General features: G+C 41.4%; 15 protein-coding genes. 3 read left to right on the top strand and 12 right to left on the bottom strand.

The window, feature by feature from the left end; translation table 11 throughout:
• Positions 1–10: 10 nt before the first annotated feature.
• From ACOI22_RS07595 to efp, 6 genes are all read right to left on the bottom strand, one after another.
• Positions 11–436 carry an acyl-CoA thioesterase gene (locus ACOI22_RS07595; protein WP_420671422.1) on the bottom strand — a complete coding sequence of 142 codons (426 nt, stop codon included), beginning with the start codon at positions 434–436 and terminating at the stop codon, positions 11–13.
• A gap of 47 nt (positions 437–483) precedes the next feature.
• Positions 484–1,422 carry a DUF808 domain-containing protein gene (locus ACOI22_RS07600; RefSeq protein ID WP_420671424.1) on the bottom strand — a complete coding sequence of 313 codons (939 nt, stop codon included), beginning with the start codon at positions 1,420–1,422 and terminating at the stop codon, positions 484–486.
• 190 nt (positions 1,423–1,612) lie between these two features.
• Positions 1,613–2,557, bottom strand: a complete 945-nt coding sequence (locus ACOI22_RS07605; protein ID WP_420672338.1) for an exopolyphosphatase — start codon at positions 2,555–2,557, stop codon at positions 1,613–1,615.
• Positions 2,558–2,776: 219 nt separating this feature from the next.
• Positions 2,777–3,445 (bottom strand): hypothetical protein, encoded by a 669-nt coding sequence (locus ACOI22_RS07610; protein ID WP_420671425.1) that lies wholly within the window; start codon positions 3,443–3,445, stop codon positions 2,777–2,779.
• Positions 3,432–4,457 (bottom strand): elongation factor P--(R)-beta-lysine ligase, encoded by a 1,026-nt coding sequence (gene epmA, locus ACOI22_RS07615; RefSeq protein ID WP_420671426.1) that lies wholly within the window; start codon positions 4,455–4,457, stop codon positions 3,432–3,434. The genes ACOI22_RS07610 and epmA overlap by 14 nt, the downstream gene beginning before the upstream one ends.
• A gap of 100 nt (positions 4,458–4,557) precedes the next feature.
• A complete protein-coding gene (gene efp / locus ACOI22_RS07620) occupies positions 4,558–5,127 on the bottom strand; it encodes an elongation factor P (RefSeq protein WP_420671428.1) in 570 nt (189 codons plus the stop codon).
• Between the two features lie 91 nt (positions 5,128–5,218).
• On the opposite strand from efp, the gene epmB reads away from it, so the two are divergent.
• A complete protein-coding gene (gene epmB, locus ACOI22_RS07625; protein ID WP_420672339.1) occupies positions 5,219–6,253 on the top strand; it encodes an EF-P beta-lysylation protein EpmB in 1,035 nt (344 codons plus the stop codon).
• A 39-nt stretch (positions 6,254–6,292) separates the two neighbouring features.
• Here epmB and ACOI22_RS07630 read toward each other — a convergent pair whose 3' ends face one another.
• Entirely contained in the window at positions 6,293–6,469 is a 177-nt protein-coding gene (locus ACOI22_RS07630; RefSeq protein ID WP_420671429.1) for a hypothetical protein, read from the bottom strand.
• An 89-nt stretch (positions 6,470–6,558) separates the two neighbouring features.
• On the opposite strand from ACOI22_RS07630, the gene ACOI22_RS07635 reads away from it, so the two are divergent.
• Complete coding sequence (locus tag ACOI22_RS07635) at positions 6,559–6,864, top strand: hypothetical protein (protein WP_420671430.1); 306 nt, start codon at positions 6,559–6,561, stop codon at positions 6,862–6,864.
• An 18-nt stretch (positions 6,865–6,882) separates the two neighbouring features.
• On the opposite strand, the gene ACOI22_RS07640 is transcribed toward ACOI22_RS07635, so the two are convergent.
• The 4 genes from ACOI22_RS07640 to ACOI22_RS07655 all read right to left on the bottom strand — a co-directional run bounded on the left by ACOI22_RS07640 (position 6,883) and on the right by ACOI22_RS07655 (position 10,526).
• On the bottom strand, positions 6,883–7,752 hold the full coding sequence (locus tag ACOI22_RS07640; protein WP_420671431.1) for a TraB/GumN family protein: 870 nt from the start codon (positions 7,750–7,752) through the stop codon (positions 6,883–6,885).
• Positions 7,753–7,754: 2 nt separating this feature from the next.
• On the bottom strand, positions 7,755–9,038 hold the full coding sequence (locus tag ACOI22_RS07645; RefSeq protein ID WP_420671433.1) for a hypothetical protein: 1,284 nt from the start codon (positions 9,036–9,038) through the stop codon (positions 7,755–7,757).
• A gap of 117 nt (positions 9,039–9,155) precedes the next feature.
• Positions 9,156–10,250 carry a DUF748 domain-containing protein gene (locus ACOI22_RS07650; protein ID WP_420671434.1) on the bottom strand — a complete coding sequence of 365 codons (1,095 nt, stop codon included), beginning with the start codon at positions 10,248–10,250 and terminating at the stop codon, positions 9,156–9,158.
• 117 nt (positions 10,251–10,367) lie between these two features.
• Positions 10,368–10,526: a YqaE/Pmp3 family membrane protein gene (locus tag ACOI22_RS07655; RefSeq protein ID WP_420671435.1), complete on the bottom strand. Its 159-nt coding sequence runs from the start codon at positions 10,524–10,526 to the stop codon at positions 10,368–10,370.
• A 188-nt stretch (positions 10,527–10,714) separates the two neighbouring features.
• Between ACOI22_RS07655 and ACOI22_RS07660 the strand changes: the two genes are divergently transcribed.
• Positions 10,715–12,247 carry an AbgT family transporter gene (locus ACOI22_RS07660; protein ID WP_420671436.1) on the top strand — a complete coding sequence of 511 codons (1,533 nt, stop codon included), beginning with the start codon at positions 10,715–10,717 and terminating at the stop codon, positions 12,245–12,247.
• An 89-nt stretch (positions 12,248–12,336) separates the two neighbouring features.
• Here the strand turns inward: ACOI22_RS07660 and parE are convergent, their stop codons facing one another.
• Positions 12,337–14,226: a DNA topoisomerase IV subunit B gene (gene parE / locus ACOI22_RS07665; protein ID WP_420671438.1), complete on the bottom strand. Its 1,890-nt coding sequence runs from the start codon at positions 14,224–14,226 to the stop codon at positions 12,337–12,339.
• Positions 14,227–14,281 lie beyond the last annotated feature (55 nt).

Consider the following 14,281-nt stretch of genomic DNA (forward strand, 5'->3'; position numbering starts at 1 on the left):
TTACCTATTATTACCAGCTTTCTTTTACGTAATCAGGTAACTCATTCTCATCAGGAATAGGCGTTGACTTCCCTTCGCTGTCAATAGAAACAAACTTAAACATGCCTTCCGTCACTTTTTCGCGCAATCCTATTCTGTCTCGCCTTACCCAAGCTTCAACATGGATCGTCATTGACGTTCTACCCAGCTCACTAACGTGAGTGTATAAACCTAAAATATCACCTACTTTCACAGGGCGAATAAAACTCATGCTATCAACCGCTACGGTGACCACGCGGCCTTGGGCTCGTTGGCCAGCACAAATCCCAGCGGCAATATCCATTTGCGATAAGACCCAACCGCCAAATATGTCCCCAGCAGCGTTTGTGTCAGCCGGCATGGCTAAGGTACGTGTGGTAAGCCTTCCAATAGGCTGTATATGTTTCGCGGCTTTCATCTGATTGTACCCTTTTGGCAGTTTTGTTAGTAATGTGTCGAAATTGACTACTTACTTGGTTTCAGTTTACTGAGGCCCATTATAATTAGCAATGTTCCAATGCCAGCAAGCACGCCAGTTAAGCCTTCAAGTAAAATAGGCGCTACCATTAATGCAATGTCCCCTACTACTGATTGTATAGATTGAACAATTTTTTCAATAAAATGATGCACGGCTGGAATACTATGCACCAAAATTCCACCACCCACTAAAAACATAGCCGCCGTGCCAATAATAGCCAATGACTTCATTAATACCGGCGCTAGGCGCAACAAAAAACGTCCAAGCAATCTTTGTATGCTATTAAATGAGCCCGCAACTGACTTTCTTAATAGGTATAAGCCCGCATCATCTAGTTTAACGATACCGGCTACTAACCCGTAAACACCCACGGTAATAAGAATGGCCAAGCCTGATACAATTAAAGCTTGGGTTAGGAAAGGTTCTGCACTCACTGTGCCTAGCACAATAACGACTATTTCAGCCGAAAGAATAAAATCCGTTCGAATGGCACCTTTAATTTTATCTTTTTCCAGTGCCACTAAATCAACGGCAGGATCAGCAATAGCTTTTAACTTTTCTAAGTGGGCTTGTTCATCACTTTCTTCATGAGCTAAAAACTTATGCGCAATTTTTTCAGCGCCTTCGTAGCATAAATATATGCCGCCAATAACCATTAATACTGTGATTAACGGGGGGTAAACTGCACTAATAAGCAGTGCACTGGGAACTAAAATGAGCTTATTTAGGAATGAACCTTTTGCTACGGCCCACACCACAGGCAATTCCCTTTCAGCCCTTACTCCTGAAACTTGCTCAGCGTTAAGCGCTAAGTCATCACCTAATACCCCGGCTGTTTTCTTCACGGCTACTTTCGAAAGCACTGCAACGTCATCCAGTAAAGTAGCTATGTCATCTAATAATGCAAGTAAGTTGGCGCCTGCCATGGTTCATCCTTAAGGGGTAATAATCAGGTTTATTTACAAAGTTAACCAAGCGCCTAAGCGTTAGTCAATCTTTATATAAGATTATTAAATTCAAAGACTTTCGATAAAACCATGAGGCACAAAAAAGCCGAGTATCAATTGGCTATGAATACTCGGCTTTGCTTGTTAATTACATTCTGTTAGAAATTGCTTAACCGTCAGCAGTTATTTGTTTAATTAACGCTTCTTTGGTTTCTTCCACCTTATTTTGCATTACTTGGCAAGTACCAGCAGCCATGTGCCCACCTCCGCCAAAACGCAAACATAACTCACCCACATTGGTATTTGAGCTTCTATCTAAAATTGACTTTCCAATGGCAAATACGGTGTTTTGACGCTTAAAGCCCCACATTTGATGAATAGAAATATTACATTGGGGAAAAAGCGCGTAAATCATAAATCTATTACCCGCGTAAATAATTTCTTCATCACGTAAATCAAGCACAACCAAATTATTGTGAACCGTTGCGCAACGTTTAACTTGTTCAGTAAACAATTCAGCATGTTCTGTATATAACTCAACGCGTTCTTGTACATCGGGTAAGGCAATTATTTCCTCAATGGTGTGGTTACGGCAGTAATCAATTAACTCCATCATTAATTGGTAATTTGAAATTCTAAACTCACGGAAGCGGCCTAAACCTGTGCGACTATCCATCAAATAATTAAGTAGCACCCAGCCTGATGGATTAAGAATCTCATCTTCATTAAATTGCGCCGCATCAGCCTTATCAACTGCGTCCATCATGTCATTCCACGCCGCTGGAAATACGTCTGCACCACCATAATAATCATACACAACGCGCGCAGCCGATGGTGCTTTCGGGTCAATAACATGGTTGCCTCGTAGGCCCTCGCTTGCTCTTGATATTTCACTTAAGTGATGGTCAAACGCTAAGTGGCAACCTGCTACGTAAGGTAAATTAGTGGTAATGTCGTTAGGGGTAATGTCAATAATGCCATCTTGCATGTCTTTAGGATGCACAAATTTAATGTCATCAATTAAATCTAATTCTTTAAGTAATACTGCGCATACTAATCCGTCAAAGTCGCTGCGGGTAACTAGTCTATACTTGCTTTCTACTGACGCGGTCATGGTCGACAAAATAACTCTCCTGGTAATATCGTTAATGCGCTCTCCGCACATCTCTATACGAAAGTTGAATATATTAGTAACAGAGCTAATTGTAGGTATAAATTGAGATACTTAGGTTTATTAATACATATATATTTTAAATAAATCCCTTAACTATTAAGCAGATGTATATTTGCGTTTCAAAACTATTTGTTGGGTATATTGCGCTTCAACTAACTGCTAAAGCTTAAGCGATTGTTTAATAGCATTCTCTATTAAACTTGTAGTATCCCAAGGGGGATTTAGGGAAATAGTCGCTCGCGGATATAAGGCTTTGGTTGCGTCATCATTAAAAACCCCTGAATCCCAGCCTTGAGTGTGTTCGAAAAAAGATGCAATACCCGCATTGGCTCGCTTTTCATAGCAGCCTTGTATACAGGTGTTTATATAAGAGTAGTTTACCGGGAAGTCGGTAGAAGAAGTTTTAGCATCTAACGTTTCACAAATATAAATAGGCACTGAGTCAAGTAGTATTAATAATGCTTCCCACGCTTGTGAATTTTGGTGTTTAGCTTGTATTTCATTCAAATCAATATCGCTTAACTGCAAACGGCTAAAGCGATAGTCTTTTTCACGTTTTTCAAACTTTTCATTAAACTGCAGTGCAATAAGTTGCGCACACAAGCGGCTGTTTGAATCAGGCACTGCGCCCGCATATGTTTGATGTTCGGTAGTAGAGCGGGTGATCCAGCCCCGTTGCCAACCTTTTACGTCAACCGCTAAACTTGTTGACAATATTTGACTATAAGTTTCGCGTGAATACTGGCTAAGCAAGCTACCATAACCAGCGATTATCACTTTGTTTTGAGCGTCATGTATAAAACGCTCAATATCACTAACAGTTGTCATAATTAAAACTTAGTACTTCTTTAATGTTTTGTTTATTAAGCGCCAGCATTATTAAACGGTCTACGCCTAGGGCTACGCCAGAGCACGCGGGTAAACCAGCTTCAAGAGCACTCATAAAATGAGTATCAATTTCATTTACCGGTAAACCTAATGTTTTACGCTTTTCGTTATCAGCTAAAAATCGCTGTTTTTGTATTGCTGCATCTTGCAGTTCATTAAAACCATTCGCGAGTTCTAAACCTTTAAAATATACCTCAAACCTATGAGCACTTAGGCCATCGTCTGCAAGCGTAGCCAAAGCCGCTTGTGAAGCAGGAAAATGACTCACTACAGCCGGAATCTCTTGACCTATATGGGGTTCTATTTCTTGGTTGAATAGTACCTGAAGTGCACTGTCTTTTAATAAGATCGCTTGCTCACCTTGCAAGGCTTGGCTTGGTTGCTTTAGCGTTAGCTGCTGCTCAATTGATGCTATGTAGCTAGCTAAACCCACTTGCTTGCAACAACTCAATATAGTATCAACAGAGGCCGTCAATGGGGAAAAATTGCAGTATTGCTCAAATAGTTCTGAATAGGTGAATTGTTCTACTTCTGATATAGGCAGAATCTGAATAAGTAATTCGCCTACTTCGTTTATTAAATCTTGCATAGAAAACCCCAACCTATACCACTCTAGCATAGTAAATTCAGGGTTGTGGTGCGCGCCCACTTCATCATCACGAAATGACTTACACAATTGAAATATATCACCGCTTCGGGCAGCTAAGAGGCGCTTCATGGCGTATTCGGGCGATGTTTGTAAATACAGCGTGTTGCTAGTACTTGCTCCGGGCTCGGTATGTTTTGTTGATAAAGCGCTTAAGTGTGGGTCAGTAATGGTGGCATGTGACAAACTAGGGGTTTCAACTTCAAGCACACTGCGCTCGTAAAAGAACTGGCGAATAGAAGCCATTATTTGAGCTCGTTGTTGCAGCGTACTAATAGATGCGCTAGGTAACCAAGCTTTCGACATTCGCTCTTACCTTAATTTTATATAGCAGAAGTATTTTGCTGGAAGAATAGAAAGCAGCGGGCTAGGTATACTTATGCCCGCTTCTATTTAGTCAATACAACTATTTTTGCGCGCGTGACGAATACTCACCCGTGCGCGTATCAACACGAATCACTTCACCGGTTTGTACAAACAAAGGAACACGTACTACCGCGCCAGTAGCTAAAGTTGCTGGCTTACCTCCTGTTCCAGCGGTATCCCCTTTAAGGCCTGGATCGGTTTCAGTAATTTCAATTTCTACAAAGTTTGGCGGCGTAACTACAATTGGGCTACCATTGAATAATGTTAGGGTACACACATCGTTTTCAACCAACCATTTAACTGAATCGCCCACGGCTTTTTCGTCAGCCGCAATTTGTTCAAATGTTTCGTTGTTCATGAAATGCCAAAACTCACCATCGTTGTATAAATAAGCAAGTTCGGTATCCATTACGTCAGCGCCTTCCACTGATTCGCCTGAACGGAATGTTTTTTCAAGGGTTTTACCTGACACTAGCTTACGAATTTTTACGCGGTTAAAAGCTTGGCCTTTACCCGGTTTTACGTATTCATTTTCCAATATGTTACATGGCTCGCCGTCTAGCATTATCTTAAGGCCAGCTTTAAATTCGTTGGTGCTGAAATTAGCCATTCAATCCTCTATTATAATTGTTAAGGTCATTTCTAAAAAAAGTGGGAAAACGATAGTGAAACAAGAACCTACTATGTGTAATATCCCGCATATGAGAATAATACCTAAAAAAATCCATTCTGTAGAGACTCATTGGCAAAAAGAATTAGCCAATAGCTTTACTACCCTTGAAAATTTGCTGACTTATTTACAAATTGATAGCCAAGCTTTGCCTATTTCGGTGGCTGAACATTCAAAAGCACGCAAGTTATTTCCAATGCGTGTGCCCAAGCCTTTTGCTGATTTGATGGAAGCAGGAAACTGGCATGACCCATTGCTTCAGCAAGTTATACCACAGCATGCCGAGTTTATTGAAAAAAGTGGTTTTGTAGCAGACCCACTAGAAGAGCAAAGTTCTAAACAAAAAGGGCTTATTCATAAGTACAAAAGCCGCGTACTTATGGTGCTTAAAGGGGCATGCGCGGTTAACTGCAGATACTGTTTTAGACGACATTTCCCGTATCAAGATAATCATATTCGCAGTAGCGACCATGCTAATATTATTAAGTACATCAGTGAAGATAGCACATTAAATGAAGTGATTTTCTCTGGCGGTGACCCACTTATGGCTAACGACACACAGCTAGCTGAAATAGCGAGCCAAATTAGCAATATACCTCATATAAAACGCTTGCGAATACACACTCGATTGCCTGTGGTTATTCCTAGTAGATTAAACGATGAGTTTATTGCGTGGATAAGCAAGCTAACTATTAAACCCGTCTTAGTGCTGCACATTAATCATGCAAATGAAGTCAGTGACAGCTTAGCGCACAGGTGTAAGCAATTAGTGGCAGCCGGAGTCACGGTGTTAAATCAGTCGGTACTACTAAAAAACATTAATGATAACGCTTCTGACCTAGAACACTTAAGCGAACGTTTATTTGAAGCAAACATTCTTCCATATTACCTGCATATGTTTGACCGTGTGCAAGGAGCAGTTCATTTTGATGTAAAACGCGATGAAGCTCGCGCAATAATGGCAGAGTTGATAAAGCGCTTACCAGGCTTTTTAGTACCCAAACTCGTACAAGAGTTTGCTGGGCAGCCTGGTAAGACACCAATTGATTTAGGCCTTGAGCCTTAACAAAATTAGCTTCTAGCTTATTTTGCCATTACTTCATAACTACGCGTAAGTATTAATGCTGCTACCTACGCTTGAAGTACTAGGCGCTGGCACAGTTGCGGCTCCTTCGAGCAATTCTAATACCGCTTGGCCTTCTTGTTTCTGCTGGCTGTTCGCCATTTGTACAGATTTAACTTCGAGCGTATAAGCAACACTAGATGCACCTGAAATATCCATTGCGTTTCCTTTTACTGTTTTACTTGTAGCAATAACTAAATGAAGGCACAATTGCCCTCTTCGCAGTTATCGGCCAGAAAATTCCATTCATGAATAAAATTATAAACGCCCTAAACGACAATCTTAAAGTAATTTACCGCAAAGCAGTTGACGCTGACGCCGCTTTAAATAGTTTGCAAGCCAGTGGGAAAGGTAAATTTGCTACCATTTTCGGTGACAACACTGGCTTTACAACGCGCAGCAAGAGGTTTTCACCTTATGTAGAAGAAATTGCAGGAGAAGTGTCAGTGCTTGTAGACGCTGACGAAAGCACATTAAATAATGCGCTTCCGCCATTGGTGAAGAAAATCGAATTGATGCTAACCACCTTAGACCAATTCAAACGTACCTTATAAGTACAAGGTAGTGCTGGCTTATTTAAGCTGCTCTACCGTAAAACCTTTTGCTTCAAGCTGTGTTAATAGGCCATCTTTACCCGGCAAGTGCAAAGCACCTACCAAAACAAACTCGGTATTTTCATCGCTAAACATTGGCAAAATTGATGCCATCCATTTGTCGTTGCGGTCTTTAATAAGCGTATTATATGAGTCGGGAAACTCTTCAAATTCGGTCAAGCCTGATTTTTGAAGTAAGGCCATATCGCCATTTCTCCAGCCATTGTGCAAGTCATCCACTATCGTTTCTAGCCCATCAATAGACTCTAGCATGTAAACAATAGGTTCATTAGGATCGCCTTGATCTAAACTGTCAAGAAATGCGACCTGCTCTTCTAACGATTCAAACCATTTTACTGCTTTGTTATCAGCCTTGGCTTTCTCAAACATATGCTGATCAACTCCTGCTAGGGTAAAGCCACGCGCCTGATATTCCATTATGGTAATAGTTAACATAACACCCGTTGGGCTTAAATTAGCAAATTGCTGAGGAGGAATGCCTTTGCTCTTTAAATACGTCACAAGGTCCTTGTAAACAGGCTCACTTAATATACTTTGCAAAGTTTCGCCGCCTTTAAGCATCATCACATTCATCATCATTGCTTGAAATTTAGGGTCGCTAGTAGTGCCTTCTATATCTGTTTCAAAGTAAAGTTCATCCACTTTCTCATACACATCATAAAACGGCTGAGGGAGTGGAAAGTCTTTTGCGGTTAAAATATGAAATGTACCGCCAATATAAACATCGTTACCATCTTTACTAATTTTAAACACCGGCGCGGCCATCGCAGAGGCGCTAAATATTGCTGCAACTACACTTAATAAGGCAAGTTTTACTAGGTATTTCATTGTCAATCCTTTGTTATAGGTAAACGTTCAAGTCGTTGATTAATTTGTCGAACAACGCGCCTATATGCAGGGCTATCGACCTCACTGTACTTCGTTTCAAATTCAGCTTTACTCATGCCTTCTTCAAGGGCGTCAATACTGGTCATGAATAAATCTTCAGAAGGTGCATTCATTAATATGTTTTGCACATAAGATGCGCTTCGTGGATCGGCCGCTAATGCCGCAAAATGCGCGCCTGAAAGGTCAGCCGACAAATCAACAAAACTATAACCTGAGCCACCTTTGCCACGGTCCATTAATTCTTTAAATTCACCCACTGCTACACTGACCCCTTTTTCAGATAGCAATTTAATAGCTGCTGAAAATATAAAGTGAAGGCTTAAATCTGCGCGATTTCTTAACACTGGTTTAGGCCTAGCTACCGGAATACGGTCTATAGCAAAGCTCAAATCGCCTACTAGCGCTGCAAAGCGAGGGCTGCCAGCGTAAATAGTCAAGGCCATAATAGCGGCTTCATTTTCAAGCGCGGCGGAGCCGTTGACGCTCCTCGCATGCGCTTCTTGCATTAAAGCATGGATATAGTGTGATAAAGATACACCTTTTTCATTTGATGACAAAGCGGGCACATTTACGGTATCAAGCACCCTTAAGTAATGTGCAATACGCAGCTTAAACATTCTTGATTCTTCAGAGCCGCCACTGGTTTTTATGTTTTTAAATTCGCGTAACAAAGGACTCAAAGGCGTAAGCGATATATCTACCCCATTTGGGTTAATATCAAGCGCTTCTACCGTGGCAATGGCACGTGTTGCAACTTCGCTTTGCGTATAGCTATTAGCGGCATATTCAGCCGCAGCCAATACCCAAGCGCCAGGTAGGGGCAATGAACCAACACTAAAATGAGAAATATTTACACCCTTACCCTCAATTACCGAGGTATGTAAATTAATATAAAAAGAGTTAAAGGGGCTAGGTAACTGATAACTTATGTTGATCGACATGTTGGTTTCAGAAAAAGCGACATCTGCTTTTGCTTCACTTACCGCTCGCTGCAAAAACCCTGCTAGACTTTGCGCTTGCTGTGAAGTGAGTGCTAACTTCTGACCCTGATTTCGCTGGCGAAAGCTTGTACGAACTTGGTCAAGCAGCACTTGAACTGACTCAGCATTATTGACCTGGGCACCGGCATTGGTTTTTACTGCTGGTGATAAATCAATCAGTAATATAAATAGAATAACCAACGAAACTACTAATATAAGCAGTAGTGATTTTATTGCTTTGCGCATTAAAGAGCCTTGCAGATTAAAGGGAAATGAAGCGTTTTATGGATAATATCCTAAGTTCCTAAAAAAAGAAAAGCCAGCACGTAACAAATTGTAAACGCCTTAGTTGTTTTTAAGTGCTTATTCAGGTTCTTTCTCTTGCTCAGCTTCTGATTCGTTATCAACAGTTATATCAAGCGACTCTATAAACGCGTTTTTAATAATGCCATAAATAGCAGGCCATAATGGTGTTTCAATGTTATCAATTTGCCCTTCTAAAGGAATTTCCGTGGCAATTAAATCACGCGTGTCATCTTCAAACAGGCCGGCAATACCACCCGTAAAGGCTTCAAATAACCACTGAAATGGATTATCGCCATCCACTTGCACATCATCATGCCACTCAAAAACCTCTAGTTCATATACGCCCGCTTTTACAAACCCATTCACCTTGCCCTGATCGGCGGCAAGTTCCATAGCAAAATCAACTTCCCCTGCTTCTACATCAAAAGGCGCGTAAAAAGCAATTAGGCCATCAATTTTTTCTACCGGCAATCGCTGCATTTCAACATCTATATCAAACGTAGGTTTATTGGCGTATGAGTCAATTGAGCCACTTATTTGCAGTGGGCAAATGCTCTCAATCATTCCTTCTATTTGCATAGTTGTCACTAAGGAACCTGAATGGTCTTTACTGTTTGTAATGTTACTAATAAGCCCGTTTACACCGGTAATTTCGCTCACACTGGTTTGTTCTGTGGCAATGGTTTCAAGTGTAATAGTGCCGTTTAAAATATCTATGCGGTCAATTGAGAACGGTACTAAGCTGTTGGCAAGGCTTACCCAGGTTTCTTCATTACTAGCGTCTTCATTAATTTCTTGTTGCTTACTGCTGTTGTCAGCATAGTAAAATTGAGGTTCCAAAAACTGCATTTCGGCCACTACGGAGCCACGAAACAAGGCTGACCAAAGCACCGAAATATCTAGGCGTTTAACTTTAATGAGAGGCTTTTCTAGACCACCATCAATTAAAAATAGTTGTACATCGTTAATTTGATAAGCCCCGCGGTAGAGTGCTAAATCAACGTCACCTATTTTCCCGCGCAAACCGGGGGTAGTTTTTAACGCTTGGTTCACCCCCTTTTCTATAGCATAAGGGGCGCCTAGGCGCAGAGCAGCTAATATCAAGATAATTGACACAATGACTATGTAACTTGATTTACTAAATTTGCTCATACACTTTCCTTAAACTGCAACTCAACACGCTCTTACATTAAGTAAAAAAACGAACAAGGCGTGAAAAATGTACAGGGTAATTTACTTTTTTACGCAAAGTCCGTTTTCTTAAATTTGTTAACGTTTAGCAATAATCCATACTGCGTGAACAATACCGGGAATGTAGCCTAAAATAGTGAGCAATATGTTCAACCAAAAGGCTCCGCCTAGCCCTACTTGTAAAAATACGCCTACTGGAGGTAGTAAAATTGCAAAAATAATTCGAATTAAATCCATAATTGAGCTCCTATAAAATGAAAAAACTAACGCATTATTACGCTATACATATTTTGTTAGAGCAAATGCCATACCGATAATTAACAATTGCCAAATTAAGGCCTGATAGATTGGCACTGAATAAAAGCTGTGGCACACTGAATATTGAAAACATAATTAACTAATAATAACGATAAATGGGAATTCTTATGTCTGAAAACACATGGACAATGCGGGCGCTTGATAAAGTCGAAAAAGTAGGAAATAAACTACCCGACCCAGCCATAATATTTGCAGTGTGCCTTGGGATAGTATGGGCACTCTCAGCGCTTCTCTCAAACGTAAGCTTTAGCGCGGTAGACCCACGCACAGGAGATGTTGTTGTAGTTACCAACTTATTAACCGGTGACAACATGGCTAACTTTCTTTCCCGTATGGTGACTATATTTACAGGTTTTGCGCCTTTAGGCGTTGTTCTTGTAGCTATGCTAGGGGTGGGTGTTGCTGAGCATTCCGGCTTTATTAGTGCAGGTTTAAAGCGTATGCTTGATTCTACGCCCAAGGCCTTACTAACGCCCATGGTAATATTGGTAGCCATTGTAAGCCACACCGCTACCGATGCCGGATACGTTCTTGTAATTCCCTTAGCTGGTGTCATTTTTTATGCTATGGGCCGCCATCCTTTGGCAGGCATTGCTGCCGCCTTCGCTGGTGTGAGTGGGGGTTTTTGTGCCAATTTCATTCCCTCGGCTATTGATCCACTACTACAAAGCTTTACGCAAAGCGCCGCCCAAATTATAGACCCTAGCATGCAAGTAAATCCGCTAAACAACTGGTTTTTTAATTCAGCTTCCACTTTATTGGTCGTTTCAATTGGCTGGTATATAACTGATAAAGTTATTGAACCACGCCTTAAAAACGTTGCGATTGACGGAAACAAAGAAGAAATTCCCCGCTTTGACGAGCTAAACAAGCAACAAACAAAAGCCTTACGTTGGGCTACATTTTCAATGCTAGTAGGAATTGTAGCGCTAGTCGCAATATTGATCCCTGAAGCTTCTCCTATGCGAGCCCCTAACGGCGAATTAACGAGCTTCTCTGCCCCTATTATGCAATCTATTGTCCCGCTCATTTTCTTACTGTTTTTATTGCCAGGGCTAGTTTATGGCTATGTGTCGGGCACTTTTACCTCAACCAAAGACATGATTGATGCCATGACCAAAGCAATGCAAGGCATGAGTTACTACATTGTAATGGCATTTTTCTGCGCATTGTTTATAGACGCATTCGGCAAATCAAACTTAGGAGCGCTACTTGCAATTGAAGGTGCGCAGCTATTAAAAACCCTGCAACTACCCAGTATGGTTACTATTGTTGGGATAATTTTCTTAACCGCATTTGTGAATTTGTTTGTAGGTTCATCTTCGGCTAAATGGGCTCTATTAGGGCCTATTTTCGTGCCCATGTTAATGCAGCTAAATATATCACCTGATTTAACCCAAGCCGCTTATCGCTTAGGTGATTCATCCTCGAATATTATTACGCCGCTCATGCCTTACTTTCCACTTGTAGTGGTATATTGCCAGCGCTACGTTAAATCTACAGGTATTGGCACCTTGCTGTCGTTAATGCTGCCTTATAGCATTGCTATATTACTTTTATGGACAGTGTTTTTACTTGGCTACTGGGCACTTGGCATTCCTTTGGGAGTTCAGGCAAGCTATGTTTATCCGGCGGGTTAGTATAATGAACTTAGCTAAAAAGCTAAGTTCGCTTTTCTTGAAAACATAAAAAAGCCCAGCATTGCTGGGCTTTTTTACACTTGCTAATCTTACACCTGCGCTAAGTTACCTTTGCTTTCTAGCCACGCTTTGCGATCAGGTGAGCGCTTCTTAGAAAGTAACATATCCATAAGCTCCAACATACCCTCAGCATCTTCGCTGGTAAGCCTTACTAAGCGACGCGTGTTCGGGTCCATCGTAGTTTCGCGCAATTGAAGCGGATTCATTTCACCCAAGCCTTTAAAGCGTTGAACATTCACTTTGCCGCGTTTCTTTTCTGCTTCTATACGGTCTAACACGCCTTGTTTTTCGCTTTCATCAAGGGCGTAATACACTTCTTTGCCAATATCTATTCTAAACAATGGCGGCATAGCCACGTATACATGGCCAGTATCAACAAGTTTGCGAAAATGCTTTACGAACAAAGCGCAAAGCAAGGTAGCAATGTGCAATCCGTCTGAGTCAGCATCGGCAAGTATGCAAATTTTTCCATAACGCAAACCACTTAAGTCATCAGAATCTGGGTCTATACCTAGTGCAACTGATATATCGTGAATTTCTTGAGAGGCCAATACTTGAGACGAATCCACTTCCCAGCTGTTTAGTATTTTTCCGCGTAACGGCATTATGGCTTGGAATTCTCTGTCGCGCGCTTGTTTTGCTGAGCCACCAGCTGAATCACCCTCAACTAAAAACAATTCTGAACGGTCGTTATCTTGCGTAGAACAATCAGTTAATTTACCTGGTAGCGCAGGACCTGATGTGATTTTTTTACGTGCCACCTTTTTGCTTTGGCGTAAGCGCTTTTGTGCATTATTAATACACATTTCAGCAAGGAGTTCGGCCACATCAGTATGTTGGTTTAACCACAAACTAAAGGCATCTTTTACTATACCTGATACAAATGCAGAGGCTTGGCGTGAAGATAAACGCTCTTTCGTTTGTCCTGCAAATTGTGGGTCTTGCATTTTGGTTGACAATATATAACAACATTTGTCCCAAATATCGTCAGCCGTAATTTTTACGCCGCGCGGTAATAAGTTTCTAAATTCACAAAACTCACGCATAGCGTCAAGTAGGCCTTGGCGTAAACCGTTTACATGTGTGCCGCCTTGTGCGGTGGGAATAAGGTTAACATAACTTTCCGTTACCATTTCGCCGCCTTCTGGCAACCACATTACCGCCCAATCAGCCGCCTCACCGTTACCCGAAAAAGCGCCTGCAAAAGGGGCGTCTTCAGGCAAAGTTTCAAAATCTTTTAAGCCATGTATTAAATAATCACGTAAGCCATCTTCGAAATACCACTGGTGGGTTTCTTTACCTATTTTGTCTTCAAACTTAATGGTTAAGCCAGGGCACAATACCGCTTTGGCTCTTAAAATATGCAGTAATTTAGTCACCGAGAATTTTGGCGAGTCAAAGTAGCTGCCGTCAGGCCAAAATCTAACGCGCGTACCTGTATTACGTTTGCCGCAGCTATCAATTACGGCTAATTCTTCTTTTTTATCACCGTTTTCAAAGGCTATTTGGTGTACTTGGCCATTACGGCGAATGGTAACTTCTACGCGGGTCGACAAGGCATTTACAACTGAAATACCTACGCCATGCAAACCACCTGAAAACTCGTAATTCTTATTAGAAAATTTACCACCGGCATGCAGCTTGGTCATGATTAACTCAACACCACTCATGCGCTCTTCTGGGTGAATATCAACCGGCATACCGCGGCCATCGTCTATAACTTCAAGCGATTGGTCTTCGTGCAAAATAACTTTTATATTACTCGCATGCCCGGCTAGTGCCTCATCTACACTGTTGTCTATCACCTCTTGGCTTAAGTGATTAGGACGTGTTGTGTCAGTATACATGCCGGGGCGGCGTTTAACTGGGTCTAAGCCATTTAAGACTTCAATTGAATCAGAATTATATTGTTCAGACATCTTTTACACTCAAAAACCGGGGTTATTATTATTGTTGTTGTTTAGCAACAAGGTA

This window comes from Glaciecola sp. 2405UD65-10 (assembly GCF_048820975.1).
Taxonomy (GTDB): Bacteria; Pseudomonadota; Gammaproteobacteria; order Enterobacterales; family Alteromonadaceae; genus Glaciecola.